This window comes from Dehalobacter sp., assembly GCA_023667845.1.
GTDB lineage: Bacteria > Bacillota > Desulfitobacteriia > Desulfitobacteriales > Syntrophobotulaceae > Dehalobacter.
Genome location: JAMPIU010000006.1, coordinates 35669 through 60131, shown reverse-complemented (window position 1 = coordinate 60131; position 24463 = coordinate 35669). Strand labels below are relative to the sequence as shown.

At 44.9% G+C, this 24463-nt stretch carries 29 protein-coding genes and 1 riboswitch; of the genes, 22 read left to right on the top strand and 7 right to left on the bottom strand.

Features of this window, described 5'->3' with window-relative positions:
- The 4 genes from NC238_00655 to NC238_00640 form a co-directional block, all read left to right on the top strand.
- Positions 1-463: dipeptidase (locus tag NC238_00655; protein ID MCM1564465.1), on the top strand; the 463-nt coding region annotated here is incomplete at its 5' end.
- A 23-nt stretch (positions 464-486) separates the two neighbouring features.
- Positions 487-1329 (top strand): PHP domain-containing protein, encoded by an 843-nt coding sequence (locus tag NC238_00650; GenBank protein MCM1564464.1) that lies wholly within the window; start codon positions 487-489, stop codon positions 1327-1329.
- Entirely contained in the window at positions 1326-2495 is a 1170-nt protein-coding gene (locus tag NC238_00645; GenBank protein ID MCM1564463.1) for an aminotransferase class I/II-fold pyridoxal phosphate-dependent enzyme, read from the top strand. The genes NC238_00650 and NC238_00645 overlap by 4 nt, the downstream gene beginning before the upstream one ends.
- Before the next feature lie 60 nt (positions 2496-2555).
- Positions 2556-2810 carry a hypothetical protein gene (locus NC238_00640; protein MCM1564462.1) on the top strand — a complete coding sequence of 85 codons (255 nt, stop codon included), beginning with the start codon at positions 2556-2558 and terminating at the stop codon, positions 2808-2810.
- A gap of 8 nt (positions 2811-2818) precedes the next feature.
- On the opposite strand, the gene NC238_00635 is transcribed toward NC238_00640, so the two are convergent.
- Positions 2819-3334: an HDOD domain-containing protein gene (locus NC238_00635; GenBank protein ID MCM1564461.1), complete on the bottom strand. Its 516-nt coding sequence runs from the start codon at positions 3332-3334 to the stop codon at positions 2819-2821.
- A gap of 196 nt (positions 3335-3530) precedes the next feature.
- Between NC238_00635 and phoU the strand changes: the two genes are divergently transcribed.
- The 11 genes from phoU to NC238_00580 all read left to right on the top strand — a co-directional run bounded on the left by phoU (position 3531) and on the right by NC238_00580 (position 13429).
- Positions 3531-4184, top strand: coding sequence for a phosphate signaling complex protein PhoU (phoU, locus tag NC238_00630; protein MCM1564460.1), 654 nt, complete (start codon positions 3531-3533; stop codon positions 4182-4184).
- Positions 4185-4314: 130 nt separating this feature from the next.
- Entirely contained in the window at positions 4315-5538 is a 1224-nt protein-coding gene (locus NC238_00625) for a hypothetical protein (GenBank protein ID MCM1564459.1), read from the top strand.
- 48 nt (positions 5539-5586) lie between these two features.
- On the top strand, positions 5587-6126 hold the full coding sequence (thpR, locus tag NC238_00620; protein ID MCM1564458.1) for an RNA 2',3'-cyclic phosphodiesterase: 540 nt from the start codon (positions 5587-5589) through the stop codon (positions 6124-6126).
- 46 nt (positions 6127-6172) lie between these two features.
- A complete protein-coding gene (locus NC238_00615; protein MCM1564457.1) occupies positions 6173-6631 on the top strand; it encodes an N-acetyltransferase in 459 nt (152 codons plus the stop codon).
- An 8-nt stretch (positions 6632-6639) separates the two neighbouring features.
- Positions 6640-7086, top strand: coding sequence for a ribonuclease HI (gene rnhA / locus NC238_00610; protein MCM1564456.1), 447 nt, complete (start codon positions 6640-6642; stop codon positions 7084-7086).
- A 239-nt stretch (positions 7087-7325) separates the two neighbouring features.
- Positions 7326-8600 carry an acetate--CoA ligase family protein gene (locus NC238_00605; protein MCM1564455.1) on the top strand — a complete coding sequence of 425 codons (1275 nt, stop codon included), beginning with the start codon at positions 7326-7328 and terminating at the stop codon, positions 8598-8600.
- Positions 8601-8609: 9 nt separating this feature from the next.
- Positions 8610-8900 (top strand): hypothetical protein, encoded by a 291-nt coding sequence (locus NC238_00600; protein MCM1564454.1) that lies wholly within the window; start codon positions 8610-8612, stop codon positions 8898-8900.
- A 104-nt stretch (positions 8901-9004) separates the two neighbouring features.
- The gene (locus NC238_00595) at positions 9005-9901 is read left to right on the top strand and encodes a CoA-binding protein (protein ID MCM1564453.1); all 897 of its coding nucleotides are present in this window, start codon (positions 9005-9007) and stop codon (positions 9899-9901) included.
- A 130-nt stretch (positions 9902-10031) separates the two neighbouring features.
- Positions 10032-10913, top strand: coding sequence for a CoA ester lyase (locus NC238_00590; GenBank protein MCM1564452.1), 882 nt, complete (start codon positions 10032-10034; stop codon positions 10911-10913).
- Positions 10914-11264: 351 nt separating this feature from the next.
- The gene (locus NC238_00585; GenBank protein ID MCM1564451.1) at positions 11265-12521 is read left to right on the top strand and encodes an NAD-dependent malic enzyme; all 1257 of its coding nucleotides are present in this window, start codon (positions 11265-11267) and stop codon (positions 12519-12521) included.
- 569 nt (positions 12522-13090) lie between these two features.
- Positions 13091-13429, top strand: a complete 339-nt coding sequence (locus tag NC238_00580) for a hypothetical protein (protein MCM1564450.1) — start codon at positions 13091-13093, stop codon at positions 13427-13429.
- Here NC238_00580 and NC238_00575 read toward each other — a convergent pair.
- The 6 genes from NC238_00575 to NC238_00550 all read right to left on the bottom strand — a co-directional run bounded on the left by NC238_00575 (position 13426) and on the right by NC238_00550 (position 19235).
- Positions 13426-15681 carry a DEAD/DEAH box helicase gene (locus tag NC238_00575; GenBank protein MCM1564449.1) on the bottom strand — a complete coding sequence of 752 codons (2256 nt, stop codon included), beginning with the start codon at positions 15679-15681 and terminating at the stop codon, positions 13426-13428. The genes NC238_00580 and NC238_00575 overlap by 4 nt on opposite strands.
- 172 nt (positions 15682-15853) lie before the next feature.
- Positions 15854-16141 (bottom strand): late competence development ComFB family protein, encoded by a 288-nt coding sequence (locus tag NC238_00570; protein MCM1564448.1) that lies wholly within the window; start codon positions 16139-16141, stop codon positions 15854-15856.
- Positions 16142-16269: 128 nt separating this feature from the next.
- On the bottom strand, positions 16270-17019 hold the full coding sequence (locus tag NC238_00565; GenBank protein ID MCM1564447.1) for an ABC transporter ATP-binding protein: 750 nt from the start codon (positions 17017-17019) through the stop codon (positions 16270-16272).
- Between the two features lie 15 nt (positions 17020-17034).
- The gene (locus NC238_00560; protein MCM1564446.1) at positions 17035-18048 is read right to left on the bottom strand and encodes an ABC transporter substrate-binding protein; all 1014 of its coding nucleotides are present in this window, start codon (positions 18046-18048) and stop codon (positions 17035-17037) included.
- A gap of 85 nt (positions 18049-18133) precedes the next feature.
- A complete protein-coding gene (locus NC238_00555; protein MCM1564445.1) occupies positions 18134-18931 on the bottom strand; it encodes an ABC transporter permease in 798 nt (265 codons plus the stop codon).
- 16 nt (positions 18932-18947) lie between these two features.
- The gene (locus NC238_00550; GenBank protein ID MCM1564444.1) at positions 18948-19235 is read right to left on the bottom strand and encodes a thiamine-binding protein; all 288 of its coding nucleotides are present in this window, start codon (positions 19233-19235) and stop codon (positions 18948-18950) included.
- A 116-nt stretch (positions 19236-19351) separates the two neighbouring features.
- A riboswitch (TPP riboswitch) is annotated at positions 19352-19458 on the bottom strand.
- 186 nt (positions 19459-19644) lie between these two features.
- On the opposite strand from NC238_00550, the gene NC238_00545 reads away from it, so the two are divergent.
- The 7 genes from NC238_00545 to NC238_00515 all read left to right on the top strand — a co-directional run bounded on the left by NC238_00545 (position 19645) and on the right by NC238_00515 (position 24270).
- On the top strand, positions 19645-20364 hold the full coding sequence (locus NC238_00545; GenBank protein ID MCM1564443.1) for a demethylmenaquinone methyltransferase: 720 nt from the start codon (positions 19645-19647) through the stop codon (positions 20362-20364).
- Positions 20365-20610: 246 nt separating this feature from the next.
- Positions 20611-21033, top strand: coding sequence for a CBS domain-containing protein (locus NC238_00540; GenBank protein MCM1564442.1), 423 nt, complete (start codon positions 20611-20613; stop codon positions 21031-21033).
- A 200-nt stretch (positions 21034-21233) separates the two neighbouring features.
- Positions 21234-21641 (top strand): thioesterase family protein, encoded by a 408-nt coding sequence (locus NC238_00535; protein ID MCM1564441.1) that lies wholly within the window; start codon positions 21234-21236, stop codon positions 21639-21641.
- 38 nt (positions 21642-21679) lie between these two features.
- Entirely contained in the window at positions 21680-22306 is a 627-nt protein-coding gene (locus NC238_00530) for a YigZ family protein (GenBank protein ID MCM1564440.1), read from the top strand.
- 377 nt (positions 22307-22683) lie between these two features.
- Positions 22684-23202 carry a pilus assembly protein gene (locus NC238_00525; GenBank protein MCM1564439.1) on the top strand — a complete coding sequence of 173 codons (519 nt, stop codon included), beginning with the start codon at positions 22684-22686 and terminating at the stop codon, positions 23200-23202.
- On the top strand, positions 23195-23749 hold the full coding sequence (locus NC238_00520; GenBank protein MCM1564438.1) for a pilus assembly protein: 555 nt from the start codon (positions 23195-23197) through the stop codon (positions 23747-23749). The genes NC238_00525 and NC238_00520 overlap by 8 nt, the downstream gene beginning before the upstream one ends.
- A 38-nt stretch (positions 23750-23787) precedes the next feature.
- Complete coding sequence (locus NC238_00515) at positions 23788-24270, top strand: pilus assembly protein TadG-related protein (protein ID MCM1564437.1); 483 nt, start codon at positions 23788-23790, stop codon at positions 24268-24270.
- Positions 24271-24463 lie beyond the last annotated feature (193 nt).

Below are 24463 nucleotides of genomic sequence, written 5' to 3'. Positions count from 1 at the left end.
AATGAATCAGCTTGGGATGGTGATCGACGTTTCCCACCTGAATGAGGCCGGTTTTTGGGATGTGCTGCGGCATTCTGAACGTCCGGTCATCGCTTCCCATTCCTGTGCCAAAGCGTTATGTAGCCATCGCCGGAACCTAACTGACCGTCAGCTGTGTGCGCTAGGAGATAAGAAAGGTGTGGTCGGGGTCAATTTCTGTGAGGATTTCCTGAGTGATAGCGGAAAAGCAACGATGGATGACGTTGTCCGGCACATTTGCCACATCGCAGAAGTAGCGGGAGTCGATACCGTTGGTTTCGGATCGGATTTTGATGGAATTGAGACGACGCCGAAAGGTCTGGAAAATGTCGGGACATTCCCGTATCTAGTGGAAAAATTGTCTCAGTGCGGTTTTAATCAGAACGAAATAGCCAAAATATGTTATGGGAATTATGTCAGGTTTTTGAGCGATGTCTTAATTTGAAAATTCTTAGAGGTAAACATATCATGAAATACCAGACAAGATTTGAGGCCGACCTGCATTGTCATACGACTGCTTCAGACGGGGTCCTTACACCGGAAGAAGTCGTTAAGTCTGCGGCAGAAGTCGGATTGAAAGCTTTGGCCATCACGGACCATGATACCATTAATGGCTGGGCGGAGGCAGAAAAGGCTGCAGATGAGATGGGGATCTGTTTGCTTAAAGGCATAGAGATCAACACCGACTGGGCGGGCAAGGAAGTCCATATCCTCGGGTATGCGTTACAGGAGGGTAATGAGGCCCTTCAACCCAGACTGCAGGAACTGCGGGAAAAAAGAGTGCAAAGAATACGAAAGATCCTTCAGAAGCTGGAGCAGCTTGGAATCACCCTGACATTTGAGGACGTAAGTCAGTTTGTCAGAGGGGATTCTGTGGGCCGGCCCCATGTGGCTCAAGCCATGATCAGGCATGGGGATGCCGCCAATCTGAAAGACGCTTTCGAGAGATTTTTAAAGATAGGAAGGCCGGCTTACGTTCCCAGGTATAAGCTTGACCCTGTCGAAGCTATTGCAATGATAAGAGAAGCCGGAGGCGTAGCCGTGCTTGCGCATCCGGGCAACCAATGTACAGAATCCGAGATTGCCGCCTGGGTTGACTCCGGGCTGCAGGGGATTGAAGTCTATCATCCCGACCACGGTATGGAGGAACGAAATTACTTTAAAGCACTGGCAGAAAGAAAGGGCCTTCTGATTACAGGCGGGTCTGATTTTCATGGTCAGGCGATTAAGCCCGGCATAAAATTAGGTTCTTGGGGAGTTGGGATGGAAGCCATTCAACAAATTGAGCAGCTGAGGAGGAAGAAAACATGAAGCTCGCAGCAAGGATGGGAAGCCTGCAAACATCTATTTTTTCACAATTGGCGTCGTTGAAAGAAACGCTTAAACGTGAAGGCAAAATGCTCATTGATCTCAGTGTAGGGAGTCCGGATTTGCCTCCGTCCCTGGAGATCAGAAAAATAATCAGTGAGCAGAGCCTTGATGAAAGGGCGTATGGTTATACACTGACCAGAGGAATTCCGGAGTTCCGGGAAGCCTGCTCCTTATGGTATAAAAGAAGATTTAACGTCGATATTGATCCTGCGACGGAAGTGCTTCCGGTCATGGGCTCCCAGGACGGTCTGACGCATATTTTCTGGGCGTTTATTGATAAAGGCGACGCTGCTTTCATCCCTGAGCCTGGCTATCCGATTTATTCAGACGGATTGGCGTTGGTCGAAGGCGAAAAGGTTGTGCTGCCGTTATTGGAAACGAACGATTTTCTGCCGGACCTTAATCGAATTCCCCCCCAGATTGCTGACCGGGCCAAACTGATGGTTCTTAACTATCCGAATAATCCAACCGCTGCAGTTGCACCGGAGGCTTTCTTTCATGAAGTCGTTAGATTTGCCTCCAAACATGAAATTGTAGTTTGTCATGATGCTGCGTATACGGAGCTGGCTTTTGACGGCTACAGGCCGTCAAGCTTTCTGCAGGCCGAAGGAGCAAAGGAGGTAGGGGTGGAGTTTCATTCCCTTTCCAAGTCGTATAATATGGCCGGAGTGAGACTTGGCTTTGTGGTAGGCAATAAAGAAGTCATCAGAGCACTGGAAACCATCAAATCCAATATTGACTATGGGAGTTTTCAGCCTGTATTGAAGGCCGGAGCTGCGGTCTTATGCGGCGGTGATCAGACCATCCTCGCCAATCAGCAGACTTATAAAAACAGAAGGGATATCTGGGTCGACGGATGTGCCAGAGCCGGCTGGAAGATGAATAGGCCCAAAGGGTCCATGTTTGTCTGGGCCCCGGTGCCCACGAAGCAGGATTCATTATCCTTTGCGTTTCAACTAGCCAGGGAGGCCGGTGTTCTTGTCGTGCCGGGTATTGCCTTTGGCCGGCATGGCGAGGGATATGTCAGGGTTGGTCTGGTTCAGGATGAGACGAAGCTTCAGGAAGCGGTTCAGCGGGTTGGAACTTTTTTAGCCGGGAAGGATTAAAAACAATCTGAAGCGTATAGAATAGCTGTATAAGAATATTCTGTTCCGGGGGATGAAAGCTTGAGCACGAATGAGGAAACTGCCCTGTTGACTCATAGAATTATGGAATTGGAAAAACAGCTTGATAATCTGCGTTTAAGCAGGAGAGTCCTGATGGACCTGCTTGAGCAGATTGAAAAGGAAAATAAGATTCTTACGCAAAAGCTTGATCAAAAAAGCAGGCATCTTCAGAAATACAAAAAGATAAACCAGCATAAACCGGTTTATTCGCAGGATTTTGAATTATATGAATTTAAGGATTATTTGAAAGAATAACTTGGAAATTAGTGCCTGTTATCGGCCGAGTGAAGGATTTCTTCCATAGAATTTTGTGGGGTATGGTGGTTATGGATTAAGAGCTGGATTTCGGGAGAGAGTCCTGCCCGGGCAGCCAGCCGTTTCCCCCAGGCAGGGTGCTGTGCGTAAATCACCAGCGTCTTGCCGAAAATTGATTTGCTTTGGCGGATGATGTTTTTGATCCGTTCCGGTAAATAATCAAAGACAACAATAAATACCCTCTGCCACAGAAGCAGATGGATCACTGATTTTCCGCAGTCATGGAGAAGCGCACCACTTAATAGGTTATGGTAAACTTCTTTTCCATAACCATTTTCAATAAGACTTCTCTGCTCCTGAATATCCCGGGCGACATCGAGGGCATGCCTCTGCTCTGTAAGGGTCTGCTTCAGAAACAGCTGTCTTTCCCGCTCCGACAGTACGGTATTTAGCCAGGAGTATTCATTCTCATTTACAACCGGGTGCAGCGCACTGTATAATTGTTTGATCCGATAGAACATCATTCAGTTCCTTTTTATATTGACTCTAATCTCATTCTTATTCTATTATACCCTTACGAATTATAAATTCCAGTGCTTTAAGGATCATTCTAGACAGCTCTCTTTTTAGTAAATTCTATTGTTATCATTTGTACATTAGGTTATGCTATTTTGTATTACATTGCACATTTTGCAGATGAAGTCACACCGGGGGGGTACGATGCGCCATAAATTTGAAGCCCAGCTTCAGGAGCTGAAGAAAAAAATAGTAGAGATGAGCGTGTTAGTTGAGAAAGCGCTGGAACAGGCCATGGAAAGCTTGAAGAACAGGGATATGGCTCTGGCGGAAAAGGTCATCCGTGATGACAGCCAGATCAATGATTCTGAGCAGGATATCGAGCTGCTCTGTACCCACCTTGTTGCAACCCAGCAGCCGTTTGCCTCGGATCTCCGCAATATCGTTGCAAGCTATAAAATCATTTCCTCTCTGGAAAGAATGGGCGATCTATCTGTCGATATTGCCAAAGTATCCTTGCGGATCGGACCAGACCCACTGATCAAGCCGTTGATTGACATGCCGAAAATGGCTGAGCTAGCAGTCCAAATGATGCGTACGGCCGTCCAGGCTTTTATCTGTGAAGATGTTGAACTTGCACGGTCTCTGGCTGAGACCGACCACAAAGTGGATCATTACTATAAATTGATTTTTAACGAACTGGATGAGATGATGGCAAAAGACTCGGCAATATCAGGCCAGGCGGTCTACCTGCTTCTAGCGACCCGCTATATCGAAAGAATCGGCGATTACTGTACGAATATCGGGGAAGAAGTTATTTATATGCAATTAGGTGTTAGAGAAAATTTAAACAAATAGACAAAATAAAGAACCCGGGCGTTGCCGGGTTAATTTTTTTTATAATTTTATGATTGGAAAGATACCTTGTCATTTCCTGCCTTTATCAAGCGTAATAATAAAAAAACAGCTTGTAAAGGGAGGATTTGACTTGAACATAAAATGGAAGGAATTATGGGATGCTAATCCGGACATTTTCAGTGTATCCGGATGGGAAGAATGTCCGGAAGAAGTCAGGAAAGGTTGGCATCTGCCTTCCCAGTTTAATTATTTCAGTGCCGGGGATATCAGTTTCAGAGTGGGAATCATCGCTGCGCAAGGAGTCTACAGGGAGGAAGACTTTCTTTTGGGCGGGATTCTGTGGGGAGGGCATCTGGGAAATGGCAGCAGGACTTTGATCTATTATGTGGCAAAAGAATTTTCTCCTGTATTTTTAGGTGCGGTTTCTCAAATAGGAGGTATGCTGTTTGCCAGGACGGTCTTTTGGCGGGAAAAATTAACCCCCAATTTATATGTTCTGGCAGAAAAAGATTACGATAAAGGCTTTTTTCGGCTGGATACAGGAGAGTTGCACCCCGGTTGGGAACACTGGCAAAGAGAATTAAATCCAGTGGCTTGGAATCACCTGATGGTGATCAACCACTATTTTGAAAGCTTGGCCAAGAGAAGAGTCCGGGCAGTATCCGAAAAGAATAAAATCACCTATTGCTGGGGAAGTATTCAAATTGCCGAGTTTAAAAAGAAAGGGAACAAGTTTGAACTGTCTACGAAAGTAAAATGGACCAGGAATAAAAATATTGCTTCCAAATTTCTAAAGTTGGGATGGGTCGATTTCTCCGGGAACCTTAATGATGAATTTTGCAGAGCCATTAACGGCATACTGGAACTGCTGGAAAACATGGAGATCAATGGCAGCCTTGATTCCAGGGAATTATTAGATCTTAAGATAATCTATGACAGGGAATTTATCCCCCAATATTTTGGAAAGTACCTGGAGGCTCCTTGGTATCCAAGAGACTTCAGTGATTTGATTGAAAGCCGGCAACTGTATTTCTTCCAACGGGATCAATCGATTCGGATGATTAAACCTGTTCTGGAGAAACCATCGCTAAAAGTTGTACAAACGCTGCTGGCATTTTCAGCTTTTGAAAACTATACGAAGCATCATCAGGGTTTCCCGGGATATCCGCAACTGGAGTGGAACCACAAAATATTCCTTTTTTGCGAAGCCGATTACATGGAAGAATTGCGTCTGTGCCAATCCTGGCTGAGGCATCCCGATAAATATCCATTGATCATCATGCCCAAAGAATGGCGGACGGAGGGCTTTAAAGGAGTAAAAGATAACTTCATTGCATTCGGCATCGATGCATAGTAAGATTGTGGTAAGGAGAAAATGCCACATACGATGGAGTCATGCTGCATGCGATTATTTATCAGCCTGAATTTTAGTGAACAGAGTCTTGACCAATTCGAAAAATGGCAGGATGAACTTAAGGTTAAAGGTCTCCGCGGCTATTGGCGCAGACGTGATAACCTGCACCTGACGCTGCGTTTTTTAGAAGAAGTGGAAGAAAAGGATCTTGATGCTTTGAAACAGACCCTGGCGGGTGTTTCGGGACGTATCGGTGAATTTGCGGTTTCTTTTGATTCCCTTGGTGTATTCCCGAATATCATACAGCCCCGGATACTATGGGCCGGGATAAGAAAAGAACCGAAGCTGATTCAGCTGCAAAAGCAGATCCAGCAGGCGACGAGCCAATTTGGAGCACCGCCTGATACCAGGCCTTTTAAACCTCATCTTACTTTAGCGAGCGGCGGCATCAAGGGTATCGACCAAAATATCCTAAATTGGGGCAGTACGCTTGATCTTAAAGAGACTGCCGTCCATTATGCTTTAATGCAAAGCAAAGTGGAGAAAGGCATTCGGCAATACCTGACAGTTGCCTGGTACCGGATCTGATCATTCCATCATTTGTCGGGAAACATGGACAGATAAAGGAGAAAAGATGGTAACCTATAGACACGCAAAGCTAAGCGATGTGGAAGACATTATTAGCCTGATCAATTATTATGCAGAACAGGGACTCATGCTCCCAAGAACCCGAAGTGCGTTGTATGAAGGAATCAGGGAGGTCATTGTAGCGGTAGAGGATGACCGGATCGTCGGAACCGGCGCTTTACATATAACCTGGGACGATCTCGCTGAGATCAGGGCACTGGCGGTTGAGGAAAGCTACAGGGGGAAGGGGTTAGGCCGTAAGATTGTTGAGCTCCTTCTGGAGGAGGCCAGGGAGCTTCATTGCCCCAAGGTATTTACCCTGACGTATCAGGTAGATTTCTTCAAACATATGGGATTCGAAATCACCGAAAAGGATTCAATGCCCCATAAGGTCTGGAAAGAATGCATCAATTGTGTTAAGTTTCCTAATTGTGATGAAAATGCCCTGATTCTTTACTTAAAATAGGGGGTTCAATGACTGTAAAAAGTGTAAAGATTTATACGGACGGAGCATGTTCAGGCAATCCCGGTCCGGGAGGTTGGGCGGCAGTCCTGAAGTATGGTGAACATGAAAAAGAGATCAGCGGCTTTGAAGGCAATACAACCAATCAGCGCATGGAGCTGACAGCGGCAGTCCAAGGACTGGCTGCCCTGAAAGAAAGCTGCAGTGTCCAGGTCCACAGTGACAGCGCCTATTTAATTAATGCATTTGAACAAAACTGGCTTTCTCGCTGGCAAAAGAATGGCTGGCAGAGTTCGCAAAAGAAACCGGTTGAGAACCGTGATCTCTGGGTATCGCTTCTGGAACTCACGGCAAAGCATGATGTTGTCTGGGTTAAAGTCAAAGGTCATTCCGGGCATCCCGAGAACGAACGATGTGACGAACTTGCCCGCAAAGCGATTGCCGAAGCTTTGGCCTAAATCAAGTTCTACAAGATTGGTTTTTCCCTAATAAATCATGCAATTCGGCTTATTTAGTCTTGTTTTTGCAAATAATTTCGTTATAATAATTCATAAGACAAGTTAATAGCGATACATAAGATTACTTTAATAATGAACAATCAATTAAAGGAATAACCATATATTCCTTTAATTTTTTGAGTTTTCTTTCAGTATATACAAGTACTAGAATCAATATGACGATATGGAAGGGATTATGGATGGCAAAATTTCTAGAGTATCAAGGTAAGGAATGGCTTGCCAAGGCGGGAATACCCGTACCGAAGGGCAGGTCCGCATCTTCTCCGGAAGAAGCACAGCAAGCGGCAGAATGGATTGGCAAGTCCGTGGCTGTCAAAGGTCAGGTCCAGGCAGGAGGACGAGGAAAAGCCGGTATTGTAAAACTGGTCGAGACTTCGTCCGAAGCATCGGCGGCAGCTGCTGAAATACTGGTAAAGACAGTCAAAGGGCTCCCTGTCAGACAGGTTTTAATTGAGGAGAAACTGGCGATCAAAAAAGAATACTATTGTTCATTTGTCATTAACAATGCGAGAGACGCCCGCTGCCCGATGCTGATGTTCAGCTCAGAAGGCGGCATGGATATTGAAAGTGTTCCTGAAGAACTGATTTTCAAGATGAATATCGACCCTATTTTTGGTCTACAAATTTACGATGCGATCGATTTTTGTGTCCGAGCCGGCATTCCAAATAAAGAATTGAGTAAGTTTGCTTCTTTCTTGACAAAACTGTCCCAAGTCTACAAAAAGTATGACTGCCAGACCCTGGAGATCAATCCGTTTGTCATGACGGAGGATGGAAGCCTGATCTGCGCAGACTGCAAAATGGAGATTGATAACAGTTCTGTGGGACGTCATCCGGAATTTGGCATTAAAATTGCCCGCGATTTGCCTGGTGAAGTCACCGAACTTGATATGATCGGCTGGAGCATTGAAGAGACAGATGCCCGTGGAACCGGCTTCCTGATGAATATGGGTTATGACGAAGTAAGCCCCGGCTATATCGGCTATCACCCGATCGGCGGCGGTTCGGCGATGATGGGACTTGATGCGCTGAATCAGGTAGGACTCAAGCCTGCCAACTATGCCGACACGAGCGGCAATCCTGTTGGATCCAAAATCTATCGCGTTGCCAAGAGCGTACTGTCGCAGCCGAATATTGACGGTTATCTTCTTGGCGGCTTTATGATGGCGAATCAGGAGCAATGGCACCATGCCAATGCGATTGTCAAAGTACTGTGGGAAGAGCTTCCGAAGAAGCCCGGCCTGCCTTGCGTTCTGTTACTCTGCGGCAACCGCGAGGATGAATCCATGGAGATTTTGCGCAAGGGTCTGGCAGAGCTTATGACTTCGGACGGAATTGGCAAAAGAATTGAAATATACGGAAAAGAGCATGTCACGGATACTAAATTTATCGGTCAAAGACTTCTGGCTCTGGCCAAAGAATACAGAGCGGAAAAAGATGCTCAAGGAAAGTAGGAAAATGCCATGCTGGAAATCAAAGAAAAAAGTATTACCATAAGCATCGATACCAACAAGTGTGACACATGTGAAACCAAAGCGTGCGCAGCAGCTTGTAAAAAATATGCCAGAGGGTTGCTTCAAATTGTTGACGGGAAACCATCCGTCGAGCATCTGAGCGCAGAGGAAGTTCTCCGGCTTGGAACAGAATGTCTGGCTTGTGAGATCGCCTGCAAGTTCGAAGGGAATAAGGCTTTGACCATCAATATTCCGATTGCGGGCCTTGATGTCTATCTAACCAAACGCGGTTTACAATAGTTTATTTGCATATCAGAAAGTATAAATTACTTTCTGATATATCTAAGTGCAGCTAAGGCTGTCACCAGCCAATTTTCTTTACAAAATTAAAATGAGGGATAAGAATGGGTATTTTAATCAGTGACCAGTCTAAAGTCATTATCCAGGGAATTACCGGCCGTGAAGGATCTGTAAGAACCAAATACATGAAAGAATATGGCACCAAAGTCATCGGCGGAACCAGCCCAGGGAAAAAAGGGGACGAGGTTCATGGCATCCCTGTCTATAATACGGTTAAGGAGATTGCCAGAGAACAGGGTGAAATTGACTTTAGCGTCATCTTTGTGCCGGGCAGTGTTCTGAAAACCGCTGTTTTTGAAGCTGCCGACGCGGGTGTCAAAAATATTATTCCGTGCGTTGAAGGAACACCCATCCATGATATTATGGAAATGGTCGCTTATTGCAAGTTGAGAGGAACCCGCTTAATCGGTCCCGGATCCATTGGCATTCTGACACCGGGAGAAGCAGTTGTCGGCTGGCTTGGCGGCAATGTCGAGTGGGCTAACAAGTTCTTTAAGAAAGGTAATATCGGTGTCTTTTCGCGCAGTGGCGGACAATCAGGGACCATCCCTTGGGTATTAAGAGAAGGTGGTTTCGGCATAAGTACGGTCGTGCATACCGGAACCGAGCCTGTACTTGGAACATCTATGGCTGATTTGCTGCCCTTATTTGAAGCAGATCCTGAAACAAAAGGTGTAGCCGTCTATGCCGAGATCGGCAGCTCCCAGGAAGAGGAATGTGCCGATGTTATTGCGGAAGGAAAATTCACAAAACCTTTCGTGATCTACGTAGCCGGAGCCTGGGCTCCCGAAGGCCAACGTTTTTCCCATGCTTCCAATATTGTCGAACGCGGCCGCGGGTCAGCCAAGAGTAAAATTGAAGCTGTCCTTAAAGCGGGCGGTTTTGTCGCTGAAACCCCAATAGATATCCCGATTATTTTGAAGGATAAAATTAAGGAATAATGATTGATTCTTGGTATCGTCTGGTCAGACAAAAATTTCCCTGAGTGATTTACATGCATTTTAGAGCTGACAAAGTACTTAGCATTGTTACCAAAAAATCTTAAAGGTAAAAATAGGAGGCATATTTAAAATGGCTGTTATGAGATCGATTCTCTACGTACCGGGAAATAACCCGAAGATGGTTGAGAAAGCGCCAAGCTTTCCTGCTGATATCATCACGCTGGATCTGGAAGATTCCGTACCACCGGCTGAAAAGGAAAATGCACGCAAAATTATTGCCGAGAATCTGAAATATGCCGGTTCCAATGGTTCCCAGGTTTATGTCAGAATTAACAACTGGGAAACAGAATTAACCAACGATGACCTTGAGGCTGTCGTTTGGGAAGGTCTTCATGGCGTAACGCTTGCCAAGACTGGACATCCTGATGATGTCAAACGTCTGGACTGGAAGCTCGAAGAGCTGGAGCGCCGACGTGGTCTGGAAGTTGGTTCCATCAAAATTTCTATGCTGCTGGAAACAGCAAAAGGAATCATGAATGCCTATGAGTGCTGTATGGCCAGTAAACGTAACGTGAATGCTATTTTTGGCGCTGTAGATTATTGCCGCGACATGCGGATCAAACTAACCTCTGAAGCGAATGAGCAGCTGTGGGGACGCGCCAAAGTCGGTGTTGCCTGCCGTGCAGCCGGTATCGTAGCAATTGACGCACCGTTTGTTGCTTACCAGGATATTCCCGCTTTCGAAAAGAACGTTGCCGATGGCAAACAGATGGGCTATGAAGGTCGTATGATTATTCATCCGGGTCAGGTTGAACCGTCCAACCGTCTGTATGCTCCGGATCCGGCCGATGTAGAATGGGCTAACGGCGTTGTCAAAGTATTTGAAGAAGAGGGTATTGCCAAAGGAAAAGCAGCTGTATCCTACAACGGTAAAATGGTGGATACTCCCGTATACCTGAATGCCAAAGATATTCTGGCTGCTCAGGCTGAGATTGAAGCGAAAGAAGCTTAAGCTGAGGTTGCTCTAAAGTTTTATATGACTCGAGTGATACAATGTCTGGCTGCCCCTGTAGGGGCGGCCAGACATTGTAATATCCGCTATTTAATCTATTCAAATCAATACAACGTATTGATCCTAACATCAGAGGATAATTTCACCGATTCTGATACTTACTTTCAAAAACAAAATGGTTGATTTTTTGTTTTCATTCATGAGATAATTTAACGAAACGCTTTTATAATTTGTTTACATAAGCAATGTGTCAAATAACGACAATGTATTACTTAAAAAAAGCATACTGAATAAAAAAGACTTAAGCCAAAAATAAAACGAAAAAAACCATAAAGTGAGAGGAAGATGTGAATGTCCCGGATTAAAAACCTGCGTGAAGAGGCTTTGGCGTTTCACGCCGTAAGGCCTGGTAAACTTGAAGTAAAAGTAACGGTTCCTGCCAATGACAGGGACGATTTGACGCTCGCTTATTCCCCCGGAGTGGCTGATCCTGTGAAAGAAATTGCGAAAGATTTAGCGAATCTTGATGTTTACACCAACCATGCCAACTATGTCTGTATCGTTTCCGATGGAACAGCCATTCTCGGGCTTGGCAACCTCGGTCCAGCAGCGGCTATGCCTGTCATGGAAGGAAAAGCCCTTCTGTTTAAAGCCTTTGCCGACGTTGACGCATTCCCGATTTGTGTAAATACGAATGATATTGATAAAATTGTTGAGCTTGTCGAGTTAATGGCCCCGACCTTTGGCGGTGTTAACCTTGAGGACATCAAAGCTCCCGAATGTTTTGAAATTGAAGGAAAGTTAAAAGCCCGTAATATTTTCAAAGGACCGATCTTCCATGATGATCAGCATGGAACGGCTGTCGTTACCTTGGCGGGTCTTTTTAATGCGCTGAAAGTCGTCGGTAAGCGTATAGATAAGATCAAAGTCGTAACGAACGGCGCCGGAGCCGCCGGGATTGCAATTATCAAGCTGATGATGAGCATGGGACTGAAGAACGTTATCATGTGCGATACCAAAGGTGCGATTTATAAAGGACGCCCTGAAGGTATGAATAAATATAAGGACGAAATCGCTGAAAAGACAAATTATGAAATGTGTACAGGCAGCCTCAGAGATGCGATCAAGGGTGCGGACGTCTTTATCGGCGTATCAGCTCCGGATTCCATTGACGAAGAGATGATTAAGTCCATGGCCAAAGATCCGATCGTCTTTGCTCAGGCCAATCCGATTCCGGAAATCTGGCCGATTGAAAGAGCCATCAATGCCGGCGCTGCTGTCATCTCGACCGGACGTTCCGACGTTATCAATCAGATCAACAACGTTCTGGCTTTCCCGGGCATGTTCCGCGGTGCGATTGATGTCCGCGCGACCGATATCAACGATGCAATGAAGATTGCTGCCGCCCAGGCAATTGCCGACTGCGTTAAACCGGAAGAATTGTGTGCCGACTACATCATCCCAAGTGCCTTCAATCCCGAAGTTGCCGCTGCTGTCGCTGCTGCAACAGCCAAAGCTGCGATTGAGTCCGGTATTGCCAGAAATCCGATTGATCCGGCGCTGGTTGCGGAGAATCTGAAGAAAAGACTGGCAAATCAGTATAAGTAGGAATTGGATTTAAACAAAGGACTGTAAAACGAAATAAGAAACTTCAATTAGTGCTTGATAAGCTGCTGGCCAATTTTTGGCGGGCGGCTTATTTTAATGCCGGGACTTCAGCTTTTCATTACCAAAGAGTCAGATAAGGTGCCCAACTCTAGCCGTTCAGTCTTATGAGTGTGACAAACCTCATATATAGCTTGTCCAAAAATGATCAACGTTGATGATTTTTGGACAAGCTGATTCCGGTCATATCAAAGATTATGGTAAAGACAGGCTCGGGCATATCAGCCGGATTATTTGAAAAGGCTGAATGTTTGTCACTTATCTTTTTTCAAATCCCCCAGTCGAGCGGTAAGCCAAATGCTTGATGGGGACCTATAAAAATGGAATTGGCTATTAATTTCAATCTTCCCATCTCATTTTGCAGGAGGTCAAGGCAGTAAGATGCTCTTTCCATTTCGACAAACTTAGAAACAATATGAAACTATTTGACCAAGGAATTCAAAGCAATACAGAGAATATCTTTAACGTTAGAGTAAAGCCTTTTTCTGAATGACGTATGACAATGCGTTGTCATGGCTGGCGACCAGATCGCCTGGAACAGAAAAAAGGCCCAAGTCAGGACAGGAAGATTGAAAGGAGGTATGTCAGGCGGTCAGGAAGTACTTAAGCGGCCGGGAGTTATCGATAGCAGCAAACGAGCAATTTTTTGCAGGAGTGGTATTTGGCTGAATACTGCTGGTCGTAAGAGCCTGAGTGTCGGGCAGTCAATCTTCAGAATTGGTTTGGTTAGGAAAGATTCAAAATTAAAAAAAGTCTGCCTGAGGTTAATCCGGTCGGAAATGGCAGACTCAACAAAAGGAGCCCTAAAACGGCTCCTCTTTTTGACGGCTACGGAGGGCAAGGCAGCTTAATTTAACTCTTGGATCGAAGCCTCATCTCTGTCCAGTTTCTTGATGCAGACGCTGAAGCGTTCTCTTAACGACTGGTCTGTTACGGCTTCCCGCATCTGGCGCAGTAAATCGATGGTCCGCCTTAAGACCGCGATAATATCTCCTTCATCGAGGGTGCAGAGCTGCTGAAGCTCGATTAATGCGGCGCCTTTGCTCCAATGATACGCAAGGACAGCCGCTCTGGATTCAAAACGTACAGCGTCAGGCCCACAGATGCTCTGAATATAATTTAGGATTTCCCTGACAGGCTTAAAATCAATCTGGTCAAACTTCTGGAAATACTCATTACGTTTGCTTTCATAATCAATACAGGAAATCAGCGCAGTCAGCTGGTCATCATCCAGCTGTTCAATGATTCCTGAGTAAATCAATTCGGTTACCAGGATTTCCTGCACATAAATATATCTGGCGAGCTCCCCTCGCGGCAAAAGCTTGTCATTCCCGATATAGCCTATTTGCTGCAGCAGAGCTTTTTTTCTTTCAAATTCGGAATTAAAGGTGTTGTAATCCGGCATTGAGAACAACTGATTCTTGAGATCCGTAATTTCTTTTTCGAGGTTCATCCACTTTCCGGCAAAGGATTTACAGCTGTCGTTTTGTTTTCTGGTACATTTCTGGGGAGCAGTCTTAAGGATCTTCTCCCATCTCATGATTTTTCGGTGCATCTGACGCCCGAAAATCTTATTGCGGCGTCGCGGGTCCAATTTGTCATAGGCTTTATGAAGTCTGTCCAATTCTTTCTTTTTCGGGTAGTAATTCAGCGGGCACCGATAGGTCCCGACATGCTCACAAAGGTTCTCTTTGGCTTGGGCTGATTGCTCGGACAGAAGACGAATCTCCTCTTCCGTTTTTTGGGCGGTCAAGATATAGGAATGAGCAGCAAAACTTTTTTTGAAATAGGTTTCGATTTGCTCCGGCGATAATGTTGCGAGGAGATTCAAAACTGTATTATAGGAAAGCCGGAACTGACTGGTCAGAGGTTCCAACTTGGCAATATCAAATTTTACCGGCGGTTCTTTTTCAAAGTAATTCAAATCAACAATCGCAAAGGAATAACCAATCTCGTCAATACCACGTCGGCCGGCTCTGCCGGACATCTGAAAAAATTCGTGGTTTGCCAGAGCCCTGAAACTACGTCCGTCGTATTTGTTTAAGGAATCAAAGCAAACGGCCTTGACAGGGTAGTTGATCCCGACACTGAAGGTCTCGGTACAGTACAGAACTGAGATCGTCTTCGCCAGGAAAAGATCCTCTACGACGGATTTCTGCAAAGGCAGCAGCCCTGCATGGTGATAGGCAATACCTTTCCGGCAGACCCTGAATAACTTGCGCGTGGAAGAGGACCAAGTGTCTTCAGCACCAAAATGCTCCAAAAAAATGTTTTTCACTTCTTTGCTTTGTTCCGGCGACAGGTAGTTTTTGATATTGGCCAGTTCATGCGCTTTATCGGCGCATTGCTTTCTGCTGAATACAAAATAGAGGGTAGGAAGATATTGTTTCTCAACAGTTTTGATCAGGTCAAGATGTGACGTCGGTTTAAACAGCGGGGAATTATCGGTTCTGTCCGTGGATTTAAGCTTCTGATAATAGAACCTGATCAGGTCATCATAGCCGATGATGCCGGTGTCCTGACAAAAATAATAATATTCCAGAGGAACGATCCTTTGCTGTTCCTCGATCAACACAACGGTGTCTTTGCGGATGGCCTCGATCCAGCCCTTCAGTTCCACGGCATTGGCAATTGTGGCACTTAAGCCCAGAATCTTAATATTTGGCGGAGCGAGAATGATGGATTCTTCCCAGACTGTACCTCTGTCCTCATCATTAAGCCAGTGAATTTCGTCAAAGATGATATAGGAAACGTGCTCCAGTTCCGGATCATTGGTGATGACCTGGTTGCGGAAGATCTCTGTCGTCATGATCAGCAGCGGAGCGCCAGGATTGATCACAACATCCCCGGTCATGATCCCGACGGTCTCGCTGCCAAATTGGCGGGAGAAATCTTTAAATTTCTGGTTGCTTAACGCTTTTATCGGTGCTGTATAAATAATCCGTTTGCTTTCCCGAATTGATTTTTCGACCAGATAATCTGCTACCATTGTTTTTCCTGTCCCGGTAGGGGCTGAGACAATGACGGAATGCCCGTGATTGATTGCTTCAATCGCATCCATTTGAAATTGGTCGAGTTTTAGTCCCTGATACTCGAAAATCACGCTGATCACCTGCTTTTATTTTGAAGTCGCAATCATTGTAACAGAGTAAATAGCGATAATCAAATCCGAGATTGGAAATCATTCAGCGGATAGCTACAACTACCTATACAAAAGCAAAGACGCCTCATATCATTTGAAGCGCCTTCGCGACTGTCATTAATCCCACGCAGGTTTACTCTTCTTTCTGGTCAAGCGGATGGGACGGGAAAGCAGCAACTATCTGGGCAGCACCAACGACTTCTGCCAAAACTCGGGCTTTGTCCGGAAACATTTGTGATTCAAAGTGCGTCATGACTTCGCCTTTTAAGGAAACATAATATCTTGGAGGGAAGCGGTTCAGTACAAAAGCCATTATGTCGGCCTGACACCGTTCGCATTTGCAAGGGATATTGGCGACAGGCAGATAATCTTCCAATGTTTTCTTCACGATGACTTCACTAAAATTTTTTAGTTCATACATTAGTCTTATCCTCCCAGGGAAAAAATGCTTACCCTATTTTAACATATCACGCCAAAGGGTAAAAGAACCCAGCGGGATTTCGAAAAAGTTTTTCAGGTATTGAAACATCTTCAAACGTTCTTTGAATATCAAGTTCCCAGCAAGTGAAACAGTTTTGTCTTCAAAGGCAATATCCCGGAAGAGAAAATCAGTTCCGGATCACGCGGCCGGGGAAACGGAACGTCGATGACCTCGACAATTTCTGCCGGGTATTTGCTGAGTACAAAAATTTTATCCGACAGCAGAATTGCCTCTTCAATATCATGGGTAATAAAGAGTACGGTATGCTTCGTTTCAATCCAGATTGATAGCAGCCAAAGCTGCATTTCTCTGCGGGTCAGGGCATCAAGCGCCCCGAAAGGCTCATCCAAAAGCAGCGTGGACTGTCCGAATAGGATGGTTCGGAGCAGGGCGCCGCGCTGTTTCATGCCGCCGGAAAGCTGATGAGGATAGTAATCGGCAAAATCGAGCAGCCCAAAATGCTCTAAACCCTTGAGGGCCTCGATTGAAGAGATTTTTTTATCCTGGCGTATGAGATCGCAGCCCAGCGTTACATTCTCCCGAAGAGTCCGCCACGGAAGAAGCAGGTCTTTTTGAAACATGTAGCCGACATGTCCTGGCATTCCGGTGATTTCCTGGTCATCGAGAAGGATTTGCCCCTGATCGGGCTTTTCAATACCAGCGATAAGATTGCACAGCGTACTCTTGCCGGAACCGGAAGGCCCGATCAGGGAGACGAAAGAACCGCTCTCAATGGTCAGATTCAAATCCCGGAAAATCTCCATGGACTGACCGTTTTCAATATAGGTTTTCGAAAGGTTTTTTAAGGCAAGTGTCAAGGCGTCTGACCTCCGTTATCTGGTCGGAAGAAAGTCATTGGTAAAAGCTTTGGATGAATCCATCATTTTGGTGACGAGCTTATTGTCATAGAGCCATTTGCTGTAGTTTTCCCAGACAGTTGCTTTCTGGACACCCCATTGTTTCGTATCGGCTTTGTACTGCGGGCTCAGCCAGGCCTGGCTGCGTTTGATCATTTCCGGATCGGATTCAGGAGCGTATTTGATTAAGATTTCAGCTGATTCTTCCGGATTCTCAATTGCATATTCGTAGCCGGCACTAATTGCCTGCATCATTTTGCGGACAGTATCGGGATTACTCTGAATCATTTCCTCGTTCGAGACAATGACCGGTGTGTAATAATCGAGGGCAGGGTCGATATCTTTCAGCCAGATCATATTAAGTTCCTGTCCTCTGATTTCAGCCTGGATACCTGTCCAACCATAGAAAATCCAGGTCAGATCGATATTGCTATTCAAAGAGGCCAACTGATCGGTTTCCCCGATATTGACCATATTGATTTTGCTGAAGTCGGCATTTTCTTTTTGCATCAGCGCTGTAAGGATCGCGGTTTCCGAAGGTAACCCCCAGCCGCCGTATGTTTTTCCTTCAAAATCCTTGGCTGTCAGGATATTCTTGCTTCTCAGCGAGACAAAACCAGAGGTGTTGTGCTGAATGATGGTTGCCAGAGAGACTAGAGGCAAGTCACTGAGGCGGGCAGATGTAACCTGTTCCTGCGCACTGATACCAAAATCTACCTTTCCGGTTGCAACAAGCTGCTCGAGTGTTCCTTGGCTCGATGGGTTGACAATGTTGACTTCGAGTCCCTGGTCTTTGAAGTAGCCTTTATCCTGAGCAACAAATAGTCCGGTATGATTCGTATTCGGCGTCCAGTCCAGCATAAGCGTTAGTTTAACCGGCTGGTTATTCTGGCTGGAGTTCTGTTCAGCCTGTTTGCTGCAACCCGAAAGAGTCACAGTGAGAATCAGAAGGAGCACAATAAACGTAACCAATATCTTTTTCGTTTTCATTTTTATACCTCACTTGTATTTTTTGGGGGGCGAAGGAATGTATCTTTTTCTCCTTGTTTAAGGGAATGAAAGATACGTCCATGGGTCAGCTTGTTCGCCTGTATCGGGAATACCAGGGAAGCAAGAGCCTGGTCAGAATAATAATGATTGCATAATAAAAGAAGCTGAGAGCAGTGATTGCAATGATTGCTGCAAATACTCTGTCGGTAAGGAAATTATTCGAAGAACGCAGCAGATAGACACCGAGCCCCTGGCTTGCTCCAAGCCATTCACTGATGACAGCCGTCATGACACTGTAGGCAGCAGCAATTTTCAAGCCTGAAAACAATGCAGGCATAGCGTGCGGCCAACGGATTAGGGAGAATACCTGCCATTTGGATGCGCCCATGCTTTGCAGCAGATGCAGAAGATCCAAATCGCTTAATTCAAGGCCTTCAAGCAAACTGATCGCGATCGGAAAAAAACAGACCAGAACGACAATTAAGATTTTAGGCAGTACCCCATACCCCAGCCAGAGCAGCAGCAGCGGTGCGACCGCTATCAAGGGGATCGTCTGGGAAATGATCAGAAATGGATAAAACACCCGCCGGGACAGCGGAAACAGCGTCATCAGTGTACTAACTGTCATGCCCAGAGCAACAGCAAGCCCTAAACCCAACGTCGTCTCAATGATCGTTGCTTTGGTATGGCCCCAGATCATGTCCCTCGTATTCCAGAGAGCTTTCCCGATCTGAGAAGGAGAGGGAAGAAGCCAGTGGGGAATGCTGAAGTAATTTACCGTAAACTGCCAGACTGCCAGCAGCAAGACCAAAAAGAAAAGGGCAGGGGCATACCTCAGCAATGCAGCCGGTGGTCGGAATCTCCGTCTATTGTTTTTCAGCAATAGGGATCCCTTCTTTTCAGCGGTACTTGGCAATTTTTTCATTGATCGTGGAACCCTGGGGTACATAGTCAATTTTTACATTGGTCATTACTCTAGAAGCCCCGGCTTTGATACAAGCCTCCATGGCATCTTTGATGACCTGCCAGATTTCATCAGGCTCTCCTTCAAGTGCTGTTTCCATCGGACCGACTTCGTAGGGAAGGCCGCTTTGGGCGACAACTTTAATTGCTTCATCAACAACCGGATAGATTCTGGACTCCTCCACTTTTGGAATGACCTGAAAGGCCATTGTTATCTTTGCCAAAATACATTTCTCCTTCACGTATTTTTTTAGATTACTGTCCGTGACTTTGTAAATAATAAAACACTGCTTATCGACGATGACCGACAAACAAAAAACGCTGCAAAGGCAGCGCAGTTATTAAAGTTTTTTATTATTACTACGCTGGCATTACCCAGATCAGTTTTAAGGGTCGGATACGTGATATCCCTCTCAGCCAGCATCCCCAGCTCCCCATACTATTAAATTAGTTTTATCCTACCATAGTTGAAAATCATTAGCAATAGTGTTTTAGATTACTATTTGCTTTTCATCAGATCATTTGCTTCTCAGGTGAGATATTCTAGATAGTTCTTAAATTGGACAATTTGGGCTAATTATCATATGATAGTACTGACCATATACTGGGCAAGATGGTACAAGGAGAGAGAAAATGGATTTTGCAGGCAAAGATAAATCAGAATACGTCAAGGAAACGTTTAACGCAATTGCCGGGAAATATGATCTAATGAATTCCCTGATGAGTATGGGGATGGATAACGCCTGGCGGGCCAAAGCAGTCAGGATTGTCGAGGCTAAACCCGGAATGAAGATGATTGACCTGTGCTGCGGAACCGGCAAGCTTACCAGAGAAATTGCCGTCGCCGTCGGGGATTCCGGCAGAGTCACCGGAGTCGATTTTTCAGAGGAAATGCTGGCTGTCGGCCGGAAGAATATTGAAAATGACCGTTACAAAGCGAGTATTGAGCTTTTGCAGGGCAATGCGATGAGCTTGCCTTTTACCGACAACAGTTTTGACGGAGCGACCGTTGGCTGGGGGCTCAGGAACCTTCCTGATCTGCGCCGCGGAATCCGGGAAATGATCCGTGTTGTCAAACCTGGTTCGATGGTCGTATCTCTGGATATGGGAAAACCGACTATGCCGGTTTTCAAACAGCTTTACTGGCTATATTTTGAGAAGATCGTTCCGTGGCTGGGAAAAATTCACGGCGGAAAACAAAAAGAATACACGTATCTTTATGATTCGGCCTGTGAATTTGAATCTCAGCGTCAGCTCACCCTGATCTTTGCTGAATGCGGACTTCAGGATGCGGGATATAAAAATCTCGTCGGCGGTGTTGTGGCAATCGTGTATGGCCGAAAACCAAGATGAATCAAACAAATAGAATTAAAAATAAAGAATTAAATTGATAGACAACAATAATAGCAGTAAATAACGTAATAGAATTATCCCCGGGTCAACACCGAGGATAATTCTATTTTTACAGCAAAAGATAATACAGATAATCATTTTTCTTTAATTAGAATCAACGTTTTACAAAGGGATTATTTACTGACATAATTCATTGGTTTCAGTGAAAAACTAAGTGCTGAAATATTAAAACGGAGGTGTTTTTATATGCGGGTCATGGATATTATGTCAACGGACGTAAGCTGGGTGGACCCAGCAGCCAAAGTTGCGGATATCGCTAGAATTATGAGAGATAAAGATATTGGTGCTGTTCCGGTCGTTCAGGCCGGCAAAGTATTGGGGATTATTACAGACCGGGATATTGTTCTGAGAGTCATCGCTTCGAACAAGGATGTCAACCAGATGACGGCCGAGCAGTGCATGACGCTAGATCCAATCTGTATCGATGGCACGCAGGATATCGATACCGTGGCTGAAACCATGGCTGAATACCAGGTAAAACGTCTTCCTGTGCTGAACAAGGGGCAAATTATTGGGGTCATTGCGTTAGGTGACCTCGCGATTGAAAATATTCATATCAATGAGGCTGGAGAGGCTTTAAACGGTATATCGCGAGGCATCAGCCATTAATGCCAACGTAGGGAAAGATACTTCAATCATAAGTGGGATATGCTTTACAATGGCATATCCCATTCTTAACGGATACCCAGTGGATTTTTTGGGGGATATAAGTTGAAATCTATGTTATATTAGAACATAGGTACTGACTGTGGAACAGTATGAAGCGTATTTTCGGGTTATTATTAAATCTTGCTGAAAAGGGGAACAACATGGCGGATTCAATGCAGAGCAGCTCAACGATTCAAATCGGGAAGAAAGGCAAAGCGGAGTCGCTGGTTACAGCGGTGAACACAGCAGAAGCTGTCGGCAGCGGGTCACTGGAGGTTTTTGCAACTCCTATGCTCGCAGCCCTGATGGAAAATGCTGCGACCAAGGCGCTGGATCTTGCGGATGACCAGACCAGTGTCGGGACCTATTTGGAGATAAGACATTTGGCAGCAACACCTGTCGGACTTAAAGTATGGGCGGAGGCAGAGCTTATCGAAGCAGAAGGCCGCAGGCTTGTGTTTAACATTGAAGCGTTTGATGAAAAAGAGAAAATAGGGGAAGCCCGGCATAATCGGGTTATAGTTGGGACGGACCGGTTTATGACTAAAACCAATTCAAAGTTAAGTTAGAAGCTAAACTATAATTAAGTTAATGGTGGGGACGAGAAGTGGAAGCATTTAAAACAATCGAGAGAGAGACAGAGGTCGAACAAGTCATTGAGAAATCAAGATTTATCGCTTTGGTCAAATATATCGAAAGCGCGGCCGAAGCCGAAAAAAATATGAAGGAAATCCGGGAAGCCCTTCCAAACGCCCGCCATTATGTATACGCTTACCGTATTCACGAAGGCAGGATTGAGAAAGCCTCGGATGACGGCGAACCGCAGGGTACAGGGGGAAGGCCGGTCATGGAACTGCTCCAGCATCGGCAGCTCTGGAACATCCAGATCATTGTTGTGCGTTATTTTGGCGGTATCCTGCTTGGTACCGGTGGACTTACAAGAGCCTATGGCGGGACAGCCCGCCTCGCATTGGAGAACACAGCGATTGTCCAGCTCGTTCCGCACCGGATCTATGTACTCCGGATTCCGTACTCCTGGTTTGAACAGATCCGGTACGGCCTGAAGCAAAAGGGCACGGAAAGCGGCAATGAAAAGTTTAGTGAAGAAATTGATCTTGAAGTATATATCCGGGATGGAGATCAGGATACCTTTACTGGCTGGCTGGATGAATTCACCAACGGGCAGGTTTCCTGGAAGGATGCTGGGGCTGTATTAAAGCCGGTTACCATATAGAAAATAATCAGGTAAATTTGCCGGCATTGCTCATTTCTTCGCCTTTGTGATACAAAAATTTTTCTCGGAGGTTTATATGAATTAGTGTTGATAAGGTACTAGAGACCCTCAGGGGCCTTTTTTTTACGCAAAATATGCAGGTACTGGGAACGCGTGGATTAATCTACTGGTACTATTGGGAAACAGAAATAGTCCGAAAGTATCAATTTCTTATAGAAGACATTATTTCGACAAATTTCCTCTTGAGGGTCTGAGTTTTTATAGATAGAATCCATATAAAACCAAATGTAAAATGATTGTAAACTAAACGTAAATATATTGTAAAAATAGAGCAAGGCTTAACAAATGGCAGCATATGGCAGAAGTTGATTATATTGATGCTGGGCGGTAAAAATATGAAGATCAGAGAATTTATAAGTTTAAGAAAAATACGAGAATGCAAAAAAGGTCAGGCTATGGTGGAATTTGCACTGGTTTTACCTATTTTACTGCTGTTTCTTGGTTTTATTCTGGATGCCGGACGAATTGTCGATGCGCAAGTATTGGTACAGAGTGCAGCAAATGAGGGAATTCGGCAAATTACCAGCAAGACAAATATCAATGAACAAGTTAAAAATTCCATTAGTGATTATACAGACAGATTGGATTTTGATCAGTTAACCATTGAGGCCAAAGCTGGAGAAACAAAACGGAAGAATTATACGTATCATGCGAACAAAGGATCTCGATTTCAAGAATTACCAAGCTATTATACCTATTTTAACGCGACAGTAACTTTGGAATATGATGTACCGGTGCTCATGCCGCAGTCAAAATTGTTTTTTGGTGATGAATTTAGGGTATTGTCAACATTTACTTCACAGGTGTTTTTAGAGGGGTATCCTGAGGATGGTTAGAGATATCGAACAGATACGTTTGAAGGGAAGGGTGTTCAATTTGATGCGCGTGCTAAAAAATGAAAATGGACAGGCACTTGTTGAATTTGCCCTGGTACTTCCTTTATTTCTAATGTTAACGTTTGCTGTGATAGATTTAGGGTGGATGATGAATAAGTATCTTACTTTTGATTATGCTTATCGCAATGCGTCTTGGACAATGAGTATAAGCTATGATAGTGATTATTCCCAAACAATCAGTGGAGAATCTGCCAAAAAAGCAATAAAAGAGGCGATGAAAAAGACATCGTCGCTGGTTGATGAGGAAGATTTGTCTGTGAGTGATGCTAAGTTAAAATGTTGGACTGAAAAGAAAGACTACTACACGCCCAAAAGTGGCGGCGGCACGGATCAAAATACAAAAAAATGGAGATATGCGCAGATCACAGCCAGTTTAGTTTATACAGTTGAACCGTTGACTCCGTTAGGAAAAGTGATATTCGGAGAACAGCTGACATTTACGAAAAACCTTAAAAAAAATCGACTGATTATAACAAAAGAAGGTTAGCAAATCAAAACGTGTTGGGTCGGAAAGTAGGTGGCAATATGCCTAGAAGCGTTTGCTTGCCGTTACGTAAACGATTAAAAAACGAAGATGGAAATATCACAATTCTATTTGCTGTCCTGCTAATTGTATTGTTTGGGTTTACAGGACTTGTTGTGGATATTGGCGGGATGTACTTAAATCGTTTACACTTGTTTGAGGTTGGACAAATAATCAGGGATGCGCGTTTTAATGAAACATTGGCGATCGATCATTCGGAAAATCCTGAAGCAACGCTCAATGATATTGCCGACACCTATGCAGTATTAAATGGACTGGATGAAAGCCAGGTAAGCGTAGATTATTATCAGACAAAACTGACGGAAACAGAACGGAATTACGAATTGGATATTAATCTTACAGATACCTATGATTGCGTATTTATAAAAATTTTCGGTATTGATACCCAAACAATTAATGTGACCATACATGGAACCAGTACAGCTGCAAAATCACCCCGAATATGGGCTCCAGGCAGAAAGTAGTCTGAGAATGAAGGGGACGTCGCAAAACGAATTAAGATAATTCGCTAGCAGCGGCCCTGTTTTTTCGCCATAAAATAGTAACTGTGGGCCCCGAAAGGACCGCAGCTGCTGTATAATTTAGTTGTGGAAAACCGCTTCATTAACTTAAAACAGCTTAAGGATAAAGAAAAAGATATACTGAACTAAAAAAATC